Genomic DNA, 22341 nt, shown 5'->3' with positions numbered 1-22341 from the left:
AAAATTCTACCCTATTTTTTATTGAATTAGTTTATGTCTTGTCTTTTGTCTGTCTGAATGCTAAAATCTTCTTGTACCGCCACTAGAAAGTAATCATTTTCTCCGGTAGCGAAAATGTTATCTTCTATATGTGGTCAGAAGTGGCGGTCAACACTGTGTGAGCCTAGTTCCGATGTTGGTGGAATTAGGCTTTTTTTATGCTTTTTTTCCTGTTAAAATGAAAAGAGTAGGTATATTTTATATATATAAAATAGAATATAAAGGAAGGTTTTATGTCTAGAAAAGAAATAAAAGCGGAAGCTAAAGATAAATTACGTGGTAATTGGGGTTGGGCAGTTTTAGTCTTTTTCATTGACTTCATAGTTTGCTCAATTTTGGCCGGTGGTGTTACCGCCGGTACCCATAATGGTAGTTGGAAATATAAAATGTCTTTGCTAAATCCAGAATATTATTATAAGTATGGAACCACTTCAACAATTATGGGTATTATTACTGGTTTTATCGCTTTGAGTTTAGTAATTTCCTTTTTGAACTTTAGAGATGGTAAGAAAGATGGTGTACTTAAAGCCGCATTTTCATCATTTACTAATGGTCGCTTTGGTCCAGAAATAATTAATTATCTGTTAAGTACGGTCTTTACTTACTTATGGACTCTGCTTCTGATTATTCCTGGCTTTATTAAATCATATTCTTATGCAATGACTCCATATATCGTTAGTGATATGGTTGCCAGTGGCAAGACTGTCCAGGCTACTAGCGGAATTACTGCAAGTAGAAAATTGATGGACGGTCATAAGATGGAACTGTTTGTTTTTAATCTTAGTTTCTTAGGCTGGTTTATTTTTGGTTTGATTACGTTAGGAATTGGTTTCTTATGGCTTGTTCCTTATTACCAAACTTCTAGGGCAAACTTTTACCGTGCTTTAGCAGGAAGTCAATTTAAATAAAAATATTTAATTATATAAAAAATGGATGCAGTTTTCTGCATCCATTTTTATTAGATTGTCTTTTTAATAACTACTCAAATCTTCTAAACTATTTTGAAATATTTGATCTGCATACTTTGTGCTCTCACTATCATCTTTTCGCAAAACTCTCTTGACTTTGTGGGAACTCAATTGGTTAACAATATAAAACTTTAAAGCTTTATTTGTCAGCTCATCTAAGTTCATACCAGTCATCGCCATGTATTTTTCGGATAATTTTTCAATTCTATCGTTTAGTTCGATTCTTTTCCTACCCATTTTTCTCACCCTTCAATAACTAATTATATTATATCATTTTGTTAATTAATCAATAAGCCTTACGGTATTAAATTAATTTTTTGCATTGTATAATTAGGTTATTAATTTGATCTAAATATATTATAAAACAAAGGAAATTATTAATGATAGACTCTGTAACTAAATTTATACTTTGGGTAAGACAGCGTTCTTTCTTTAGGGCGGTCCAACGTACCTTGGTAATGCTGATGCCGATAGCAGTACTTGGCTCATACTTTAGCCTTTTACACGATAGTGTTTTTACGCCAGATGGTATTATCTATAATATTTTTAATCTGGACGCAATCATGTCCGATCATGTTTGGTATGGTGGTGCCTTTGTCTGTCAAGGGATGGTGCAGGTTACATTTGGCGTCTTCGGCGTTTACGCTGCTTATTTCGCAGCCCGTTATACGGCCCGTTTATACCGAAAGGATTCTACTATGGCGGGAATGACCGCTGTGATTGCCATTCTATTTTGTGCTTATGCTAACACTGTTGGCAATGTTTCTGAGCAACAGTCACCATTTTCGTCAAGTTTATTGCGGGTAAATGGGGTCTTTATTGCCCTGTTAATTGGTTATGGGGTAGGACAGGTCTTTCATTGGCTTGGTAGCAATTATACGCCTGTTAAGTATGAACATGCTCAACGCATACAGCGTAGATCTTGGAATGCTCTTATTCCGATTTCTGTATCGGTCGGGATTAGTATAATTTTAGGTGTCCTTATTTATGAACTACAGATAAAAATGCTTAATTCTGGTAGTTTTAAGTTATTAGTTAGGCGCATTCAGGGAACGAATAATTTGGGAGAAGTCTTACTTTTGTCAGTTGTGGTAATGTTTCTTAGCTGGCTTGGGATAGGTTACCCCTTAAATTCCTTGTCAACTTCGATTAATAGTGGTTATACTGCCGATAACCTGACCTATGCTTTACAAAGAGGTAATTCCTGGAATGTACCCTATAAATTTTTGGGTAGTTCCCTGATTAATACTTACGGAACGATGGGTGGAGCAAGTATTGTATTAGCCGTGATTGTGATTGTTCTTTTAAGAAAAGAACATAAAGAAATTGAATCTATTGCCCAAATTAATTTATTACCAGTAGCCTTTACGTCAGTTTTAGGGTTTGCGGTTGGGATGCCAATTATTTTGAATCCGCTTTTTATGCTGCCAATGATAATTATTCCGTTAATTAATATGACCCTTGCGGCCGGAGCAATTGCTGTTCATTTTATTCCCGTTTGTGTTTATCCTGTATTGAAGGGAACTCCTGGGATTTTAATCGCGTTTTTTGGGACAAATGGTAACTGGACAACCTTGCTTTTTTCACTACTTTTGTTTGTAATAGATGTTTTAATCCTCATTCCTATTATTAGAATTGGTGAAAAAGTTGAGCTTAACTTAGAAAAAGAAAATCGAAGGAATGATTTAAATGCACAAAAATCATAATTTTAAGTGGTTAATTTTGGTTTTATTGCTTGTTGTTGCGTTAGCGATTCCTGGCTATTTTTGGATGAAAAAATCTAACCATGCAAAGGCTGAGCGGCAGAAGTCACTTATGTCTCCGGTAATTATGGTACCGGGGTCTAGTGCAACGACTGAGCGTTTTAACCAGTTAATCGATGAGCTTAATCAAGCTACGTTAAATAAACACAGCGTGCTCAAAGTTAATGTTTCTAGCACAGGCAAGCTTTCTTATAAAGGCACAATTGCTAAAAATGATTTAGAACCTTTTATTATTGTGGGTTTTGAAAATAATAAGGATGGTTATAGCAATATTAAGAAACAGGCTGGTTGGCTAGATAAGGCGTTTGATTCACTCGCGCATAATTATAAGTTTAATAATTTTAAAGCCTTTGGTCACTCCAATGGGGGCCTTATATGGACTTACTGGCTAGAACATTACTATGCAGATTATTCAAATGAAATCACGATGAAACGACTGATGACCTTAGGTACACCATATAATTTCAATGAAAAGAATATCAATAATAAGACCCAAATGCTGGAAACTTTCATTAAGAATAAAAAGAAGATTCCCAAGAATTTAATTGTTTATTCCCTTTCTGGGGGTAAAAATTACGAGTCAGACGGAATTGTACCAGAATCTAGTGTTGCTGCCGCTAAGTATATTTTTCAAAATCGGGTAAAGAATTATACCGCAATGACCGTGACCGGTTCGAAGGCCGATCACTCAGATTTGCCGCAAAATAGGCAGGTAATTCAGGTGATCCAGCAATATCTGCTTAAACCAGGAAATAAACAAGAAAAGCAGTTAGGTCAAAATAAGAGAAAAAATAGGAGAAAGAATATTAATAAATGAAGTATCAAAAGAGACCAACACAAATTGAAGTAATCGGTGGCAGGGTTAATAATTTAAAAAATATTAATGTGAATATTCCTTTGCACCGCTTTGTTGCTATTTCTGGACTCAGTGGTTCGGGTAAGTCTTCTCTAGCGATGGGGATTTTATACTCTGAAGGTGCGCGCCGTTACCTTGATTCATTAGCAACTTATACCCGCCGGCGAATCAGCCAGGTAGGAAGGGCGCAAGTCGATGAAGTACGCCATATTCCGTCAGCTTTAGCCTTGCGCCAGCGTCCCACGGTTCCAGGTGTACGTTCAACTGTTGGAACGGTTACGGAAATCTTTAATATTCTGCGTCTGATCTTTTCAAGATTGGGGTCACCAGTTTGTCCTAATGGCCACCAGGTATCACCTACTATTAAGATTGCTGAGGCAATGGATTTAACAGGTGATGGTATGGGAAAAATCACCTGTCCTGTTTGTGGGGTAAAATTTTATGCTTTTAGCGCTGAAGATTTTGCCTTTAATTCCGATGGCGCATGTAAAAGATGTCAGGGTCTGGGAACAGTAGAGCAAGTTGATGATAATAAAATCATTGCCGATGAAAATCTATCCCTAGAAAATGGTGCGGTGGCTACCTGGCAGATTCCTGGTCGAAATTGGATGTGGCGCATCGCCCGTGAATTAGGTGTGCGTACCGATATTCCGTATAAAAAATTAAATAAACACGAAAAAGATATTATCCTGCATGGGAAAGAGCGAAAGGTACCGGTTGATATTCCGTCTTCGACTGGCCGGGTTTATCATCTGAATGCCCTTTATGAGAATGCTTATAATGCCGTAGAAAATTCACGTAAAACGACTAAATCTGAACGTGGACTTATGCGGATTAATTCCTTTTATAAATTTAGTACTTGTCCGCGCTGCAAGGGTTACCGGATCGATCCTAGTCGTTGGGGGCAACTAGTTGCCGGTAAAAACATCATTGAGGCAGAACATCTTACTTTAGATGAACTACCTCCTTACATGGAAGCAATTAAAAAATGGTTGCCAACCAATATGCAGGATTTGGCTGATAACTTGACCGGCGAACTTTTACACCAGGTACGGCCACTAATTAAATTGGGCTTAGATTATTTGAGCTTAGACAGGCAAGCTAATACCCTGTCTACCGGTGAATTACAGCGGATCCAGTTAGGCAGGACACTTAGAACGCAAACCACTGGTGTTTTGTATGTTTTAGATGAACCATCTGTGGGCTTGCACCCTGACAACGTTTCAGGTCTGATCGAGGTCTTTCATGAATTGGTTAATCAAGGTAATTCCTTAGTTGTAGTCGACCATGAAACTTCAATTATTTCTGCGGCTGATTGGGTTGTAGAAATAGGTCCAGGATCGGGCAGCGAAGGTGGACAAATTATTGCACAAGGTACGCCTAAAGCAGTAGAGCAGGATCCGCATTCACATATTGGTCCATATTTAACGGGGAATGCGCAGCTTTATGTCCGTAAACGTGCAGATAAAAAAGACATGTTTAAGGATGGCAAAATTAGTTTCTCGGTTACGAAGCACTTTAATTTGCATAATGTCCACACGGAGATACCAATCGGCCGGTTAACTTCTATCACTGGCTTTTCCGGAGCTGGTAAAACTTCCCTGATTTTAGATTCACTTCTACCAGCTTTGAAAGCTGAAGAAGGTAAGGAAGAAAGTCCAAGTTGGGTTAAAGACTTAGTTTCTGCTGGTATTAAAAATATTATTAGTGTCGACGCGACGCCAGTAGGGAAAAATCAACGCTCAACTGTGGCTACTTATACCAATATTATGACCCAGTTGCGTAAACTCTTTGCTAAACAACCACTTGCTAAGAAGTTAGGCTATACTGCAAGTCATTTTTCTTATAATAATAAAGAGGGGGCCTGCCCTACCTGTGGTGGTACTGGGACCATTTCGATGGATATTCAGTATCTGCCTGACATGGTGGAGATTTGTTCAACTTGTGGTGGCCGTCGCTTCAACCAAAAGGTATTACGGGTTAAATGGCATGGTATGAGTATTGCTGATGTTTTAGATTATTCCGTTGACGATGCGCTCAAAGAAGCTATTTTTGCTGATCAGCCTAGGATTAAAAAGACCGTCCAAACACTGCATGATATGGGCTTAGGTTATTTGCACTTTGGTGAATCTACCCCGGCTTTATCAGGTGGTGAGGCACAGCGAATGAAGCTGACCAGCCATATTCACCGCAGCCAAAAAGGGACATTGTTTGTGTTTGATGAACCTACGGTGGGTTTACATCCATATGATGTCCGGACTTTATTGCAGGTATTCCAAAAATTAATTGATCAAAAAGCTACTATTATTACGATTACACATGATCTTGATATCATGGCTAACAGTGATTATATGATTGACATGGGGCCACGTGGTGGTGATAAAGGTGGTCAAATTATTGCTTCAGGTCTACCTGTGGATATTTCTAGGAATAAGGCTAGTTTAACGGCAAAATATTTACGGGCACACTTAGAATTGTACCAAAAGTAGTAAATTTACTAGATCTTGTGAACACTATAAAGCATTGTTATATAAGCATTAATAAGCATAATAATTATTATTTCACAAATAATTGAAAAAGTGTGGAAAACTTTTCAAAAAAGACTTGCATTTTGTGGATAACCTGTTATACTAATAAGTGTAAGGAATTAGCAGTCAACTATATAGAGTGCTAATTTCAAATTCCAATACAAGGAGTGTTTGCATATATGGCATACTTTGACAACGATTTTGATAACTTATTTAATGAATTAAACGGTTCTTTCTTTGATAATGGTGGTGGCTCCGATGGTTCCATTCCTATTCACTATTCAAGTAATATTAATGGAACACCACAAGGCTTTGAACAAGGCCCACAACAGGGTAAAGGTGGCAAGCCGATTGGTGTTGATTTAGTTGAACAAGCTAAGAAGAATAAATATGATCCGGTTATTGGCCGTGATGAACAAATTAAGGCTGTAATTGAGATTTTAAGCAGACGTAAGAAGAATAATCCAGTTTTGATTGGTCCTGCCGGTGTTGGTAAGACTGCTATCGTAGAAGGCTTAGCTGAAAAAATTGCTAAGGGTGATGTCCCTGAAAAGATGAAGGACATGCACATTATTGCAGTTAATATCAACGATATGGTTGCAGGTTCTAGTCTTCGTGGGTCCTTTGAAGAGCGTCTGAAGAAGGTCATTGATAAAGCTAAGAAAGATCCTAACATCATTCTCTTTATCGATGAATTACACAACATTATGGGAGCAGGTTCTACTGACTCTGAAAATAACAACGGTGACGCTGCTAATATTTTGAAGCCGGCACTTGCTAGTGGTGATTTGAAGTTAATTGGTGCTACTACTACCAGTGAGTATCAAGAAATTGAAAAAGACGCAGCTCTTGCTCGTCGGTTCCAACCAGTTCAAGTTCCAGAACCTTCATCTAAGGTAACGGTTAAGATTTTGGAAGGCTTGAAGAAGAAGTATGAAGACTTCCACCACGTAAAATATGATGATGACGCATTGAAACTTGCAGTTACTTTGTCACAAAGATATATTCAAGGACGTTATTTACCAGATAAAGCCATCGATTTGATGGATGAGGCTGGTGCTAAGAAGTCTTTGACAGCTGCACCACGTGACGAAGATGGTATCAAGAAACGGATTAAGTCTCTGAAATCTGAAAAAGCCGATGCGGTTAAGAGTGAAGATTACGATAAAGCCGGTGATTTAAAGAAGAAGATCGATAAATTACAAGACGACCTTAAACATGTTGATAAGAGTGCTGATACACCAACTGTCACTAAGAAGGATATTTACTCTTTGATTGAAGAGGAAACTAAGATCCCGATGAGTGAACTTCATGCTGATGAGGGGCAGAAGAACGCCGACTTGGCTAAGAACTTGAAGAAAGTTGTTATTGATCAAGATAAGGCTATCGATGTAATTACCGATGCTATTGCTCGTAAGCAAGTCTTTAAAGATAATAACAGACCTACTGGTTCATTCTTACTCACTGGTCCTACCGGTGTTGGTAAGACGGAATTGGCTAAACAATTAGCTATCCAATTATTTGGTAGTGAAAAGCACTTAATCCGTTTGGATATGTCTGAATACCAAGATGAGATGGCTGTTAACAAGTTGATTGGTTCTGCACCAGGCTACGTAGGCTATGGTGAAGGTGGTCAATTAACTGAAAAAGTTCGGCACCAACCATATAGTTTGATTTTGTTTGACGAAATTGAAAAAGCTAACCCACAGGTATTCAACGCATTACTGCAGATTATGGATGATGGTCGGTTAACTGATGCTCAAGGCAGAACTGTTTCCTTTAAGGATACTATTCTGATCATGACTTCCAACGCAGGTTATTCCGATAAACTGCTTAAGAACGGTAAAGTTGACCATGAGAAGTTGATCAAGGCTCTTGAAACATACTTCAGACCTGAATTCTTGAACCGTTTGGATGCAATCGTACCATTCAACTCATTGACTGAGAAAGATATGACTAAGATTATCGATATCTACCTTAAGAAGATGTCCGATGTTCTGGCTAAGAAAGATGTCAGTGTTGAGGTTTCTCCTGAAGCTAAGACATTCTTGGCAGAAAAGGGTTACGACAAGAAGTTCGGTGCTCGTCCATTAAGAAGGGTTGTTGAACAAGATCTTGAGACTCCGATTGCTAAGCTAATTATGAGAAAGCCAGATACTGATAACGTTAAGTTCACAGCTGATGATAAGCACTTGTACTTAAACGGTGAGTCTGTCTTGGATATTTCTCCAAATCTTGAAGAAAAGGTTAAGAAAGACGACGCTGAAAAAGACAAAAAAGAAGATAAAGATTAATTATTAACTAAATAAGTCTGAAAACACAATAAAAGAGGTTATTCCCATGTGGATAACCTCTTTTTTTGTCCAATTTTTGTATAATAGACAGGGTATTTACATAAACGAGGAATAATATGTTTAAAAATAAAACGTTTGATATTACAGTAAAAGTTGTTTTAACGTTATTAGCTGTAGCTTCTGCGGGGGTAATATTCTTTACAGATTGGAATGGCCGCAGCGAAGCTATCTCCATAGTATATGGAATTCTGTTTTTGCTTGCCGCAATTGCTTTTTGGTTTAGTGATAAGAATAGAATAATAAAAATCATTTTAGACTGCCTTTTGGTAATTAACTTAATTATTACCATTTCACAGACAATGTCTGATATGCCATTGGGGATGATCGATGGCGGGCCTGTTGCCGCCTCTTTATTAGCAGTGTTGTTCGCCGCACCATCTGTTTTGGGATTGATTTATTTTAACTTAAGCAGCTTTCAGGATGGCTGGGACGTAATCCTAGTTTTGTTGCGGATAGTTCTAAGCTTTGTCGTGGGCTATACCTCACTCATACTTGTACTTATGTTGGCAGTTAGTGGGACGATGATTTGGCTTATGCCGCAATGGGCACAAATTGTCTTTGTTTACGGTATTTTACTCTTAGCTTTTTTGGATATTGTTTACGCAATTATTAATTGGCTAAAGTTTTATCGTGGCAAGTTAACCTGGATTACTACTAGTTTGTTTGTTATTCAAATAGTTGGTACATTGCCATTATTTGGCCCAATTAATTTTGAAAAAGTACTTTGGACGCTTTTTATCGTTGTAGTAGTTATAGCCACTGCGTATATGAATAACAGGGTTAAAGAAAGAAAAAGTAAGAAATAAATGATATATTTTTAATAATGAAAATTGGAATAGATTATTTCTTTTTGAAATAATCTATTTTTTGTGAAAGGGAGGGATTTTATGAGTGAAGATAATAAAGCACCACATTTAAAGCGGTCGATGACAGCTGGACAAATGGAAATGATCTCCCTTGGAGGAGCGATTGGTGTAGGCCTCTTTATGGGAGCTGGTTCAACAATTAAGTGGACCGGACCCTCTGTATTGTTGGCTTATATGTTTGTCGGCCTAATTCTGTATATCGTCATGCGGGCATTAGGTGAAATGCTTTACGTTGATCCTGGAACGGGCTCGTTTGCTGATTATGCCACAGAACATGTTCATCCAATTGCTGGTTACTTAGCTGAATGGGCTAACGTATTTCAGTACGTGATTGTTGGTATTTCAGAAGTGGTAGCAACTACCCAGTATTTACGTTTTTGGTGGAAAGGTAGTCCTGATTGGATTGCCGGTGTAGTTGTTATCCTATTTTTGTTATTGGCTAATTTAGTCAGTGCGAAGGCTTACGCAACGCTCGAATTTTGGTTTGCAATGATTAAGGTGGTTACCATTATTTTGATGATTATCTTAGGTTTTATGGTCATCTTATTTGGCTTCGGTAATGGTGGCCACCCAATAGGCTTTTCCAATTTATGGGCTCATGGTGGTTTCTTTACCGGCGGAATTAAAGGCTTTCTCTTTTCAATGGCAATTGTTGCCGGTTCGTATGAAGGAATTGAATTAATTGGAATTTCTGCCGGTGAAGTTTCTAATCCTAAAAAAGCGATCGTCAAGTCGGTTAAGTCCGTTCTTTGGCGAATTCTGATTTTCTACGTTGGTGCAATTTTTGTTATCGTAACCATTTATCCGTGGAATAAGTTGGGCTCAATCGGCTCGCCATTTGTTACGACCTTTGCCAAAGTAGGAATTACTGCGGCAGCCTCCATCATTAATTTTGTTGTGTTGACAGCAGCTTTGTCAGGAGCTAATTCAGGAATCTATTCATCAAGCCGGATGCTTTATAAGTTAGCTCGTGATAATGAAGCGCCTAAAACTTTTGGTTATGTTTCTAACCGAGTTGTTCCCAGTCATGCGATTCTGGGTATTACCGGTGGTATTTTTATCGGTTTTATTTTAAATGTGATCGTGCAATACCTAAACAAGTCTTTGGCAAATTTATTTGTTATTGTTTATAGTTCCTCAGTTCTGCCGGGGATGGTATCTTGGTTTGTAATCTTGCTGGCAGAGTTGAACTTCCGTAAGAAAAATCCAAAATTAATGAAAAAACATCCGTTTAAATTGCCCTTATATCCGTATTCAAATTATTTTGCTTTGTTAATGCTAACAATAATCGTTATTTTCATGTTTATTAATCCTGAAACCCGTCTTTCCGTATCAATTGGTGCAATTGTATTAATCGCTACTGCTTTGGTATATGTAATTAAGCATAGGAAAGGATAAGTTAAATTATTGTACTTTATTAAACCTTTTTTCTATAATATAAACGTTACATATAAAAAGTAAGTAAGGAGGAAGACAATGACTAAACCAGTTATTGGAATCGCAGGATCCGTAATTATTGATAGTGGTGGCATGTTCCCCGGATATCGCCGCAGCTATGTTAATGAAGATTATGTTGATTCAGTCGTCCAAAACGGTGGTATTCCGTACATTATTCCGGTTATTGAGGATGATGACGTAATCAAAGGTCAACTTGAACATGTTCAAGGCTTGATCCTCTCTGGCGGCCACGACGTTGATCCGCATTTATACGGTGAAGAGTTATTACCTAAGATTGGGGAAACTTGGCCTGCACGTGACCATTTTGACATGCTTTTGCTTAAATTAGCCGAAGAAAAAGGGATTCCGGTACTTGGTGTTTGCCGTGGCGCACAAATTATTAATGTTGCTCATGGTGGTAGTCTTTATCAAGATATCTCCTACCGTAAAGAATTGACTTATAAACATGAACAGGGTAATACTCCAACTTTACCTACTCATGGAATGAAGGTTAAGAAGGGTACTAAACTTGCTAAAGTACTTGGTAAGACGGACTTTATGGTTAATTCCTTCCACCACCAATTGATTAAAAAGGTTGCACCAGATTTAATTGAATCTGCAGTTGCACCTGATGGTGTGCCTGAAGGAGTAGAAAACAAGGCAGGTACGGTTATTGGTGTGCAATGGCATCCAGAAATGCTGCACCGTAATCCTGATACCGCCTTTATGAACAACCTGTTTAAATTCGTAATTAATAACGCAAAATAGGAAGGTAATTAAATTAAAATGAATGATAATACAAAAGCGGGGGATAAATTAGGCTTTTGGTCAATTGTCTTCTTGGCTATTAACTCCATTATCGGTTCGGGTATTTTCTTAACCCCTGGTAGTGTTGTTAGTCAAGCAGGCAGCAAGTCACTACTTGTCTACTTAATTGCAGCCATATTTGCTTCGATCTTAGCAATTTCATTTGCTGCAGCTTCTAAGTATGTTACAAAATCTGGGGCGGCATATGCCTATTCTAAAGCTGCTTTTGGTGATAAAGTTGGTTTCTATATGGGTGTACTGCGATACTTCTCAGCTAGTGTAGCTTGGGGGGTTATGGCTGTTGGGGTAATCAAATCCACCATTTCTATTTTTGGTGGCGATCCTAACAATACACTCAGTGTAACGATCGGCTTTTTGATCTTAATGGCTTTAATTACGCTCATTAACTTATTTGGACAAAAGGTTGTTAAGTATGTAATGAACCTAGCTACCATTGGTAAGTTAGCTGCTTTGGTTTTGATTATTGTAGCTGGAGTGGTTCTGCTTATTACTACGGGTGTTTCCCACAATCTGAACACAGTTGACCAAATTACCCAAAATGGGCAAAAGATTGTACCAACTTTGACCACTACCGGTTTTGTTATGGCAATTGTTTCTGCTTTTTATGCATTTACCGGATTTGAATCAGTTGCATCTGGTTCAGAAGATATGAAAGAGCCGGAAAAGAATTTGCCACGTGCAATTCCTCTTGCTATTTTGGTAATCGCTGCAATTTATATTGGAGTTGTGGCCGTTGCTATGTTGGTTAATCCAAGGGCACTTATGACAACTAAACAAGTTGTTGCTATTGCCGCAATCTTTAAGAATGAAATTTTACGCGACTTCATTTTAGTTGGAGCACTTGTTTCCATGTTTGGGATTAACGTTGCTTCCAGCTTTAATGCGCCAAGAATATTAGAAGCAATGGCCCGTGAAAACCAGATGTCTAAGGCATTAACGAAGAGAACAAAGAATGACTTCCCAATTAGAACGTTCTTTATTTCTGTTGCTTTAGCAATCTTAATTCCGATGGCTTTCCAATATGATATGGTTAACCTCATCACTTTGAGTGCCATGGTAAGATTCTTAGGTTTCATCGTTGTGCCATTAGCTGTTATCCAATTCTATTGTGGTAAGAGCAAAGAAAAGGTACTTGATGCTCCTAAGAGTGCATGGACCGATGTTATTGTGCCGATCTTATCGATTTTGTTAGTTGTCTTCCTGCTAGTTGAATATAACTGGAAAGTACAATTTGGGATCGTTGTTAACGGCAAGGTTGTTGGTGTTAACTGGTATGCAATTGCTATGATGATTTTTGGTTTCATTATTTTACCGCTTATTATGTTCTGGATTTCTAAGAGTGAACGTAAAAACGAAAAATAGAATATCTCATGCAATACATGAGTTATAAAAAGTCATTCTCGTAGAGGAATGGCTTTTTTATTGTGGGTTAAAATGTAAAACCGTTAAATAGTTTGTGTAATGAATTTTTAGTCTTTGATATACTTAATAATAGGTGGTGAATAGGGATGCAGGGAGTCATTTTTTATAAATGAGAAAATTGACTAGAAAAAATTTAACGATAGTTCTGATCCTTATTATTGGTTTTGCATTAACGGCATGTTCAATAGTAAGGCATAATTCAAGAGATGAATCGAAACCCAAGGTGGTCAATCAAACTTTAACGAATAGAAAATTTAAATCTCTAAGAGTAAGAACACAAAGCAGTGCAGTTGCTGTCAAAGCCGGTAAGGAATTTGCTGTTATTTATCATGGTGAAGAAAATTTAAAGCCTGAAGTTGACCGGGATAAAGATTCTTTATCAATCGAGCAAAAACCTAAGAGATTTCATAAAAATGATAGTGAGCAAACAATAGTGGTTACGGTTCCTGAAAAGTTAACTTTAGTAAAGATCGATGCTCAAGACGGTGCCGTTTTAATTAATGATCTTAGTGCTAAAAGCCTTGCGGTTGGAAGTGAAGATAGTAAGATTACCGTTAATAATTTAACGACAACTTCAGGTACGAAATTACGAACTGAGGGTGGCAATATTGTTGTAAGGAATTCGCATTTTACGGGCTATCAGATAAATGCAAGTGATGGCAGAATTGAAATTGCAGGTAAAGGTATTAGTGGTGACTTTTACCGCAAACGTATTCTCAGTAAAAATGTATTAAATGCTAGAAGTGAAACTGGCAGCATTATAGTTAAATAGATAATAATGTCCTACACATTAATGTGTAGGACTTATTAGTTAGTTATAAAATTTGCATATGATCTTGTTCACATTTTGCTATCATATCTTTAGGCCATACACTGGCTTGTACTTCGCCAATATGAGCTTTGCCCAAAAGCAACATACAAAGTCGTGATTGACCGATTCCGCCACCGATAGTGTAAGGCAATTCGCCGTTTAAAAGCATCCTATGGAAAGGTAATTTAGCTCGTTCTTCACAGTGAGCCTTCTTTAATTGTTCGCGTAAGCTTTCTTCGCTGACACGAATGCCCATTGAAGAAATTTCCATTTTTTGCTGCAATGGTTCATACCAAAAAATAATGTCACCGTTTAATTGCCAATCATCGTAATCAGGTGCACGGCCGTCGTGTGGTTTACCACTGCGCTTTAATTTATCACCAATCTTCATTATGAAGACAGCTTTGTCTTCTTTAGCAATCTTATTTTCTCGTTCCTCAGGACTGATATCTGGCCATCGGTCTTCAAGTTCTTGGGTGGTAACGAAATGAATTTCATCTGCTAAATGATAGACAGAACCAGGATAGCGAACGGTAACTTCTTTTTCTATTTCTTTAATTGCCGCAAAGATAGTCTTAACTGTGGTCTTTAGTGTCTCCTCAGTTCGTTCCCTTTTACTGATGATCTTTTCCCAGTCCCACTGGTCAACATAAATAGAATGAAAATTGTCTAGGACTTCATCCCTTCTAATTGCGTTCATGTTGGTATAAAGGCCTTCGTGCATACCGAAACCATACTTCTTCAAAGCTAATCTTTTCCATTTAGCAAGTGAATGTACGATTTCAATTGTGTCGTCTTTCGGCATTGCCTTCATATCAAAGGCGACCGGCCGTTCAATTCCATTTAAGTTATCGTTTAAACCCGTTTTCTTTTCGACGAACATGGGGGCCGACATTCTCTGCAAATTTAATTTGTCGGCGAGAATTGCTTGAAAGCTCTCTCTGATAAAAACGATCGCAGCTTCAGTATCTCTAACAGTTAAGGTAGGATGGTAATCCTTAGGTAAAATTAAACTCATTTTATTTCTCCTTTGGAAAATTTTGGAAAATTAAGGTAAAGAAAAAGCCCTTCACCCTTATTTTGCTAAGGACGAAAGGCTTTTTCCGCGGTACCACCTAAATTGCCTAGAAACTAGGCCAACTCAATAAAGCACAAACATGCTCTACCAGCTTGGTAACGTACTGGATACGTCTCGACCTACTCTAATGCTCTTATTTCGGCGAGCTGCTAAAAGTGTTTTTCAATAATTCAGGGTCTGCTAGTCTCACACTGCCACTAACTCACTGAAAGAATTAAATTATTTACTCTTCTTTTTCATTGCTTTTTAATTTATTAATAATTATTTAACATCACGTTAGTAAAAATTGCAAATAAAAAGAGGTACCTTTTTCTTAAAGTACTTCTTCTTAACTAATCGGGAAGACAGGATTCGAACCTGCGACCCCCTGGTCCCAAACCAGGTGCTCTACCAAACTGAGCCACTTCCCGTTTTATGCGCCCTGAAGGGTTCGAACTTTCAACCTTCTGATCCGAGGTCAGACGCTCTATCCAATTGCGCTAAGGGCGCAAAACATAACCGCAATTATTATAACATAATTTTCTATAATAAAAGCGTATTTAAAAACCCAGTACTGACTACCTTGCAGTACTGGATAACTTTATTCTATCGGAAATTGCTCTTTATTTCTATGTAAGACTAGGCTTTTTAACAAGAAAATAATCTAGATGAAATATGAATTTAAAAATTTAAGCTAATTATCACCATTTAAGATAGTATTTTTGACGATTACGTAGTCCACTAACCTAATTGAATTTAAATTTTTGCCGCCTGCATACGAAATTGAGGATTGTAGATCTTCTTGCATTTCCTTAAGCGTCTTTTTAATTGAACCACGGTAAGGAACGAGCATTTGCTTACCCTCAACGTTGCGGTATGCTCCCTTTTGAACTTCAGAAGCAGACCCCCAATATTGTTTGTAGGTTTTACCGTTGATCTTGATCACGTTGCCAGGAGATTCTTCATGCCCGGCTAACATTGAACCAATCATCACCATTGAAGCACCGAAACGAATCGACTTAGCAATGTCTCCGTTATGACGGATACCACCGTCGGCAATTAATGGTTTGCTTGCGGCTTTGCTGCACATTCTTAGAGCAGATAGTTGCCAGCCGCCGGTCCCAAACCCGGTTTTAAGTTTAGTAATACAAGCACGGCCAGGACCCACACCAACTTTAGTTGCATCGGCCCCAGCATTTTCTAGTTCTCGAACCGCTTCAGGTGTAGCGATGTTACCAGCGGTTAAAAATGAATCTGGCAATTTTTCTTTAATATAATGGATCATTTTGATCACGTAAACAGAATGGCCATGCGCCACATCAATTGTAATGTATTCAGGCTTAACGTTTTCTTTGACTAATTGATCAATAAAATCATATTCACTGTCTTTAATACCGACAGAAATTGAAGCAAAGAGTCCCTTTTCGTGCATTCTTCTAATAAAAGCGAGCCTTTTTTCAGGTTGGAATCTATGCATTACGTAATAGTAGCCATTTTGAGCAAGCCAAATGGCTAATTTTTCATCGATTACGCTTTCCATATTAGCTGGGACAACGGGGATCTTAAATGTTCGGTTTCCAAACTTAACACTAGTATCTGCATCATGCCGGCTTTTGATGATACTCTTGTTAGGTACAAGTTGAATATCATCATAATCAAAGGCTTCCATGCTAAAGTAATTGCTCATTTTTAAATTAACTCCTATATATTTAACCTGCCAAACGAAGGTTACTATACGAGATAAAATTTATTTTGTCAATAATAAAGTCGAACTATTAAAAAGATATTAAATAAAATAATTCGTGTTTTTCTTGACTCATGGTTGTTGAATTGCTAGACTAATTTACGTGATATTGATAGATTTTTTAAGAGGAGAAATGTAATGACAGCAGTTGCAGTTGTTGGAAGTCAATGGGGAGACGAAGGCAAGGGAAAGATTACTGACTTTTTGAGTAAGGATGCTGCTTATGCAGTCCGCTCAGCTGGTGGTAATAATGCCGGCCATACTATTGCTATTAATGGTAAGACTTTTAAAATGCGGTTAATCCCATCGGGTATTTTTGCTGCAAGTAAGGCAGCGGTGATTGGTAATGGGGTAGTTATCAACCCTGCAGTTTTACTTAGCGAGATCAATAACTTGGAAAAGAATGGGATTGATACCGGCAAGTTAAAGATTTCTAACCGTGCGCATATTATCATGCCTTATGATATTAAACAGGATGAATATCAAGAAGAAGCTAAGGGCGCTAACAAACTTGGAACCACCAAGAATGGTATTGGACCAACCTATATGGATAAAGCTTCAAGAATTGGTATTCGGGTATGCGACTTACTTGAAAAGGATACTTTCGCGGGCAAATTACGTGCAAACTTAAAAGAAAAGAATGCCTTGTTTACTAAAATTTATGGTAAACCTGCACTTAAGTTTGCAGATATTTTTGATAGATATTATGAATATGGTCAAAAAATGAAAAGCCATGTAACCGATACATCAGTATTAATTAATAATGCGTTGGACAATAATGAAAGAGTTCTCTTTGAAGGTGCACAAGGCATCATGTTAGACATTGATGAAGGAACTTACCCATTTGTTACCTCATCAAATACAATTTCTGGTGGAATTGCAAGTGGCATTGGTGTTGGAGCTAATCGTTTCGATACTGTCGTTGGTGTCTGCAAAGCCTATACAACTCGGGTCGGTGCCGGTCCATTTCCAACGGAATTAATTGACAAGACCGGTGACCGGATTCGTGAAACTGCCCATGAATACGGTACGGTTACTGGCCGTCCCCGCCGGGTTGGTTGGTTCGATTCGGTTGCACTCCGTCATGCTAAGCGTGCGTCGGGAATTAATGCATTAAGTTTGAATTTACTAGATGTCTTCAGCGGTTTTGCTAAGATTAAAATTGCCACAACTTATGAACTTGATGGTAAAAAGATTGATTATTATCCAGCAAGTTTGAGGGAACTTAATCGTTGCAAGCCCGTATATGAAGAACTTTCTGGTTGGGATGAAGATATTACTGCTGCTAAGTCATGGGAAGATTTACCAGAAAATGCGCAAAAATTCTTGAAGCGTATTTCTGAATTAGTTGGTGTTCCGCTCGTCACTGTATCTGTGGGACCAGATCGTGAGCAAACGATAGTTTTAAAGAATCCGTGGGAAATGTAATTTATGCTTAAACGATATACTCGCCCAGAAATGGGTAAAATTTGGACCGATGAAAATAAATATTCTGCATGGTTAAAGGTAGAAATTGCTGCAACTAATGCCTGGGCCGAACAAGGTGAAGTTCCTAAAGAAGATGCAGAAAAAATTGCTAAGAATGCTACTTTTACCGCTAAACGTGTTGCTGAACTTGAAAAAGTGACGCACCACGACGTGGTTGCTTTTACTCGAACCGTTTCTGAAAGCCTTGGTCCTGAGAAAAAGTGGGTGCACTTTGGCTTAACTTCAACTGACGTTGTAGACACTGCTCAAGGTCTGTTACTTAAGCAGGCAGATAAAATCATTCGCAAAGACCTGCATGATTTGAAAAAAACGATTGCCGAAAAGGCAGTTAAGTATAAGGATACGGTTGAAATGGGCCGTACTCATGGTGTGCAGGCTGAACCAACCACCTTTGGCTTAAAACTGGCTCGCTGGTATGCCGAAATCAACCGGGATATTGACCGCTTTGAACACGCGGCTAAGGGTGTAGAATCTGGTAAAATATCCGGTGCCGTTGGAACCTTTGCTAACGTTCCGCCAGAAGTAGAGACAAGTGTGTTAAAGCAGCTGCACTTAACCCAGCAACCGGTTACCAGTCAGGTTTTGCCGCGGGACCTGCATGCTGAATATATTGCCATGCTTGCTCTAATTGCAACCAGTATTGAAAATTGGGCTACCGAAATTCGTGGTTTGCAAAGATCCGAAATTCATGAAGTTGAAGAGCACTTTCGTCCGGGACAGAAAGGTTCATCGGCGATGCCCCATAAGCGTAATCCAATTGGCTCAGAGAATTTATGTGGGATGGCACGAGTAATGCGTGGTCATATCATTACTGCTTATGAGGACGTACCATTATGGCATGAACGAGACATTTCACATTCAAGTGCCGAACGGGTTATCTTGCCCGACACCACGATCGGTGTTGATTATATGCTTCATCGTTTTAATAATATTTTGTCTAATTTGGATGTTTTCCCTAAGACAATGCTTAAGAATATGGGTAAAACTTACGGTTTAATCTATTCGCAACGGGTACTTCTAAAATTAATTGATGAAGCTGGTTTATCCCGTGAACAAGCTTATGATATGGTCCAAAAATTAGCTAATAAATCTTGGAATGAGCAAACTTCTTTTAGAAAATTAGTGGAAAATAGTGACGTTATGAATTACTTATCTAAAGCTGATGTTGCTGATGCATTTGACTACCATTACCATTTACGCCATGTTGATGAAATTTTTAAAAAGGTTGGTCTAGAATAAAAAATTGCATAAAAATAGTGTTAGGAAATTTTTCCTAACACTTTTTCTTTAGATTAAAATACCTAAAATTAAACCAATAACTTGCATGGCCTGAAAGAGGGATAGGTTCTGTGGGGCTAAATCAAAGGTTGTTGGGATGTGGTGCTTTTTATTATTTTTATCAACCCAAAAGGTCATGTCTTTAGTCTGTTTAGCGTTAAAGGCCTTAACGTTTTTAATTAATTTAGGTAAAGTAATAAATACTAATAGTTGCCATATTGGCAAAACACGGAGTATTACGGCAATTGTTACCGTTACATAAGTACCTAAAGTTAGGTAAGCAAATAAACGCAGGGAATTTTTAACACCAATGTAGGATGGCAACGTATGCCGGCCATTTTGGAGGTCTGCTTTCAGATCACAGGTATTATCAGCTAGCATAGTAGCGGCATTAAAAAATACCTCAGGCAGAGATATTAGAAAAATAATTAGCAGGTTTTGTAAATTACCATTGAGGCTGAATGCGGGCCAATTGAAATTTAAGGTTGCTATTTCTTTAATTGGGGCATTTATATAAACCGTTAGGAAGGTTATGCCAAAGCCTTCAAATAAACCGGCTAAAAGTTCGCCAATCGGGGTTCGAGAAAAGGGTACCGCCCATAAGTATAGAATACAGAGGTTAAAAGGCCGGGGATTCCGATTAAAAGAATGAACCAGTTAGTTCTAACAGTTAGCCAGATACCTAAAATACTTGCAATAAGCAGTAAAGAAAGCATGACATCCATTGCGGTCCGTGGGGATAACTTATTTTTTCCAATAACATTATGGTTCTTCTTAAAATCATTGCTTTTGGCTAAGCGATAATCCTGAACGTTATTAAAGCCGGTAACAAAGAGGGCAATTGCACCTTGGGCAACTAGGTATATTAAGGGATTCTGCCAGTTAAAAGTATGGAAGAAGTAATAAGTAAATAGTATCCCGATTAAATAGGGCATTAAACTGTTTAACTTAGTATTGAGTCGAACCAATTCGAAAAAATCAGTCAAAGTCATTCTGTTATATTTTTGCGTTCGTTCCATATGAAAACTCCCAGATTCTAGTGTAAAAAAGTCTTTATTAAAATCATATCATAAAGGGTGAGACTAATCGGCAATATTTATCCTCTTAGTTTTATAAAATGACCTCTTAGTCAAATAAACTAGATTTAGTTAGGGAATGATAGTTTAATAAGAATAACCAATCGAGGCAGGTGAGAATCGTGAAAATAAAAATTGAACTTGATCCGAAAGTGAATGCAACTAGCATCACAATTCACGCTAAGAAAATGTCGCCTGAAATTGAGCAAATGTATAGGCAGCTGCAAGAAATTAGCAATCATCCTGATCAAATTGAGGGTAAGAAGAATAAGGTAACCTATTATTTAAACTTAAATGATATCTTGTTTTTTGAAACAGAAGATAAGCAGGTAATCGCTCATACAAAGCAAGATGCTTTCGTTGTTGCCTATAAATTGTACGAACTAGAAAATCTACTAAGCAGCCAGTTTATGCGAGTGGCTAAATCAACTATTTTAAATTTAGATCAGATTTATGCCCTGACGCGATCAATTTCTGACTGTAAGGTGCAATTTCACGATTCATATAAAACTGTCTATGTTTGGCGGCATTATTACCGTAATCTTCGTGATCGGTTAAATGAAAGAAGGTCGTCATAATGAAAAGAAGAAATATCAAACGAATATTTTGGGGAATAAGTTTATTAGCGGCAGCCATATTTTTAGTAATGGATCAGCTGCATATGTTTTCATTTCACTTAGGATTTGCCAGCATTTTTTGGACGGTAATCTTTGCTGCTACATTAATTGAAAGTCTCGTAAATAAAAGTATTTTTGGATCGGTCTTTTCTGTTGCATTCTTATTAATTGTTTATGCTAAGCCGTTAAGGATCACCCGAATTGTTCCGTGGACAATCCTGCTGGCAGCATTTCTTATTTGGATTGGTTTATACCTGCTATTTAAGAGAAGTTGGGGCCCAACGATTTATGTCAATAATAAGAAAATAAAAGGTAATTGGTCGGATCTTGGTAACAACAAGAAATTTCATGCAGAGCACGTTTTTTCTGAATCCGATGGCAGTACTGATGATGAAAATATTGTTATTAGCCAAAAATTCTCTGATGTGTCACGTTATATTCGTTCACAAAATCTGCGAACAGTAAATATTAATTCTTCAATGGGTGAAGTAAATGTTTATCTGGATGCTGCTAAAGCTGCGGGTGATACTGTTACTGTAGATATCAATGCATCAATGAGTGACGTTGCGCTTTATATTCCGTTATCTTGGCGGATTGATGATCAATTAAAGACTGGTCTTGGCGGTGTTGAAATTAATGGTAGTTCTACTGGTGATGGTCCGACATTGGTTTTAACCGGCCATAGTAATTTAGGTGACGTTGAGGTTAATTACGTATAAAGTGATACATTAGTGAGGATTTAGCTATATGAAAACAAATGATAAATTAATTGATTGGGCGATCGAGTTGCAAAGCCTTGCACAAGCAGGATTAACTTATGGTAAAGATACTTTTGATAAGGAAAGATACCAAAAAATTAGAGAAATTTCTGTTGAAATGATGTCTGAAAAATCCGGATTACCGATCAATAAGGTAAAAAATTTATTTTGTAATGAAGTCGGTTATCAAACTCCTAAAATTGCTACAAGGACTGCTATATTTAAGGATGAAAAGATTTTATTGGTAAAAGAAAATAATAATCGTTGGTCCTTGCCAGGTGGTTGGTGTGAAGTTAATTTATCTGTTGAAGAAAATTGCATTAAAGAAACTAAAGAAGAAGCCGGTATTAATATAAAAGTTGAAAACATACTAACCTAGTGTTAGGCGATCATTCGGGCTCTTTGTCAAATCCTGTTGATAGAGAGTAAATGAATAGAATCAGGCAGTCAT

At 37.7% G+C, this 22341-nt stretch carries 19 protein-coding genes, 2 tRNA genes, 1 pseudogene and 1 other annotated feature; of the genes and pseudogenes, 15 read left to right on the top strand and 7 right to left on the bottom strand.

Going from position 1 to position 22341, the window contains the following annotated elements; genetic code table 11:
• Positions 1–272: 272 nt before the first annotated feature.
• Positions 273–947, top strand: a complete 675-nt coding sequence (locus FC77_RS02065; RefSeq protein WP_054681426.1) for a DUF975 family protein — start codon at positions 273–275, stop codon at positions 945–947.
• A gap of 63 nt (positions 948–1010) precedes the next feature.
• Here FC77_RS02065 and FC77_RS02060 read toward each other — a convergent pair whose 3' ends face one another.
• Positions 1011–1244 carry a hypothetical protein gene (locus tag FC77_RS02060; RefSeq protein ID WP_054681424.1) on the bottom strand — a complete coding sequence of 78 codons (234 nt, stop codon included), beginning with the start codon at positions 1242–1244 and terminating at the stop codon, positions 1011–1013.
• 143 nt (positions 1245–1387) lie between these two features.
• Between FC77_RS02060 and FC77_RS02055 the strand changes: the two genes are divergently transcribed.
• From FC77_RS02055 to FC77_RS02015, 9 genes are all read left to right on the top strand, one after another.
• Positions 1388–2713, top strand: a complete 1326-nt coding sequence (locus FC77_RS02055; RefSeq protein WP_056969932.1) for a PTS sugar transporter subunit IIC — start codon at positions 1388–1390, stop codon at positions 2711–2713.
• On the top strand, positions 2697–3587 hold the full coding sequence (locus FC77_RS02050; protein WP_056969931.1) for an alpha/beta hydrolase: 891 nt from the start codon (positions 2697–2699) through the stop codon (positions 3585–3587). The genes FC77_RS02055 and FC77_RS02050 overlap by 17 nt, the downstream gene beginning before the upstream one ends.
• Positions 3584–6115 carry an ATP-binding cassette domain-containing protein gene (locus FC77_RS02045; protein WP_056969930.1) on the top strand — a complete coding sequence of 844 codons (2532 nt, stop codon included), beginning with the start codon at positions 3584–3586 and terminating at the stop codon, positions 6113–6115. The genes FC77_RS02050 and FC77_RS02045 overlap by 4 nt, the downstream gene beginning before the upstream one ends.
• Positions 6116–6333: 218 nt before the next feature.
• Positions 6334–8448, top strand: a complete 2115-nt coding sequence (locus FC77_RS02040) for an ATP-dependent Clp protease ATP-binding subunit (protein ID WP_056969929.1) — start codon at positions 6334–6336, stop codon at positions 8446–8448.
• Between the two features lie 116 nt (positions 8449–8564).
• Positions 8565–9314: a hypothetical protein gene (locus tag FC77_RS02035; protein WP_056969928.1), complete on the top strand. Its 750-nt coding sequence runs from the start codon at positions 8565–8567 to the stop codon at positions 9312–9314.
• Positions 9315–9395: 81 nt separating this feature from the next.
• Entirely contained in the window at positions 9396–10772 is a 1377-nt protein-coding gene (locus FC77_RS02030) for an amino acid permease (RefSeq protein ID WP_056969927.1), read from the top strand.
• A 78-nt stretch (positions 10773–10850) separates the two neighbouring features.
• Positions 10851–11579, top strand: a complete 729-nt coding sequence (locus tag FC77_RS02025) for a gamma-glutamyl-gamma-aminobutyrate hydrolase family protein (protein ID WP_054681421.1) — start codon at positions 10851–10853, stop codon at positions 11577–11579.
• Between the two features lie 18 nt (positions 11580–11597).
• Positions 11598–13001: an APC family permease gene (locus FC77_RS02020; protein WP_056969926.1), complete on the top strand. Its 1404-nt coding sequence runs from the start codon at positions 11598–11600 to the stop codon at positions 12999–13001.
• A 169-nt stretch (positions 13002–13170) separates the two neighbouring features.
• The gene (locus FC77_RS02015; protein ID WP_056969925.1) at positions 13171–13833 is read left to right on the top strand and encodes a DUF4097 family beta strand repeat-containing protein; all 663 of its coding nucleotides are present in this window, start codon (positions 13171–13173) and stop codon (positions 13831–13833) included.
• Positions 13834–13876: 43 nt separating this feature from the next.
• Here the strand turns inward: FC77_RS02015 and asnA are convergent, their stop codons facing one another.
• The 4 genes from asnA to FC77_RS01995 form a co-directional block, all read right to left on the bottom strand.
• Positions 13877–14890 (bottom strand): aspartate--ammonia ligase, encoded by a 1014-nt coding sequence (asnA, locus tag FC77_RS02010; RefSeq protein ID WP_056969924.1) that lies wholly within the window; start codon positions 14888–14890, stop codon positions 13877–13879.
• Between the two features lie 64 nt (positions 14891–14954).
• Positions 14955–15199, bottom strand: a binding site (T-box leader).
• An 87-nt stretch (positions 15200–15286) separates the two neighbouring features.
• Positions 15287–15360 (bottom strand) — tRNA-Pro (locus tag FC77_RS02005).
• A gap of 5 nt (positions 15361–15365) precedes the next feature.
• Positions 15366–15439, bottom strand: a tRNA-Arg gene (locus tag FC77_RS02000).
• Between the two features lie 184 nt (positions 15440–15623).
• Positions 15624–16616, bottom strand: coding sequence for a GMP reductase (locus FC77_RS01995; protein ID WP_056969923.1), 993 nt, complete (start codon positions 16614–16616; stop codon positions 15624–15626).
• Between the two features lie 195 nt (positions 16617–16811).
• On the opposite strand from FC77_RS01995, the gene FC77_RS01990 reads away from it, so the two are divergent.
• A complete protein-coding gene (locus tag FC77_RS01990; protein ID WP_056969922.1) occupies positions 16812–18101 on the top strand; it encodes an adenylosuccinate synthase in 1290 nt (429 codons plus the stop codon).
• 3 nt (positions 18102–18104) lie between these two features.
• The gene (gene purB / locus FC77_RS01985) at positions 18105–19400 is read left to right on the top strand and encodes an adenylosuccinate lyase (RefSeq protein WP_056969921.1); all 1296 of its coding nucleotides are present in this window, start codon (positions 18105–18107) and stop codon (positions 19398–19400) included.
• A 48-nt stretch (positions 19401–19448) separates the two neighbouring features.
• On the opposite strand, the gene FC77_RS08340 is transcribed toward purB, so the two are convergent.
• On the bottom strand, positions 19449–20012 hold the full coding sequence (locus tag FC77_RS08340) for a UbiA prenyltransferase family protein (protein ID WP_263971096.1): 564 nt from the start codon (positions 20010–20012) through the stop codon (positions 19449–19451).
• Complete coding sequence (locus FC77_RS08335) at positions 19997–20458, bottom strand: UbiA family prenyltransferase (RefSeq protein ID WP_263971094.1); 462 nt, start codon at positions 20456–20458, stop codon at positions 19997–19999. The genes FC77_RS08340 and FC77_RS08335 overlap by 16 nt, the downstream gene beginning before the upstream one ends.
• Before the next feature lie 179 nt (positions 20459–20637).
• On the opposite strand from FC77_RS08335, the gene FC77_RS01975 reads away from it, so the two are divergent.
• From FC77_RS01975 to FC77_RS01965, 3 genes and pseudogenes are all read left to right on the top strand, one after another.
• A complete protein-coding gene (locus FC77_RS01975; RefSeq protein WP_056969920.1) occupies positions 20638–21093 on the top strand; it encodes a LytTR family DNA-binding domain-containing protein in 456 nt (151 codons plus the stop codon).
• Positions 21093–21851: a LiaF transmembrane domain-containing protein gene (locus tag FC77_RS01970; RefSeq protein ID WP_056969919.1), complete on the top strand. Its 759-nt coding sequence runs from the start codon at positions 21093–21095 to the stop codon at positions 21849–21851. The genes FC77_RS01975 and FC77_RS01970 overlap by 1 nt, the downstream gene beginning before the upstream one ends.
• A 28-nt stretch (positions 21852–21879) precedes the next feature.
• Positions 21880–22263: pseudogene (locus FC77_RS01965) on the top strand (NUDIX hydrolase); the annotation flags it as partial.
• Between the last annotated feature and the right edge of the window lie 78 nt (positions 22264–22341).

Source organism: Lactobacillus acetotolerans DSM 20749 = JCM 3825, from assembly GCF_001436775.1.
Taxonomy (GTDB): domain Bacteria; phylum Bacillota; class Bacilli; order Lactobacillales; family Lactobacillaceae; genus Lactobacillus; species Lactobacillus acetotolerans.
The sequence above is the reverse complement of the archived record's forward strand: the minus strand, read 5'-3'. Positions and strand labels throughout refer to the sequence as shown.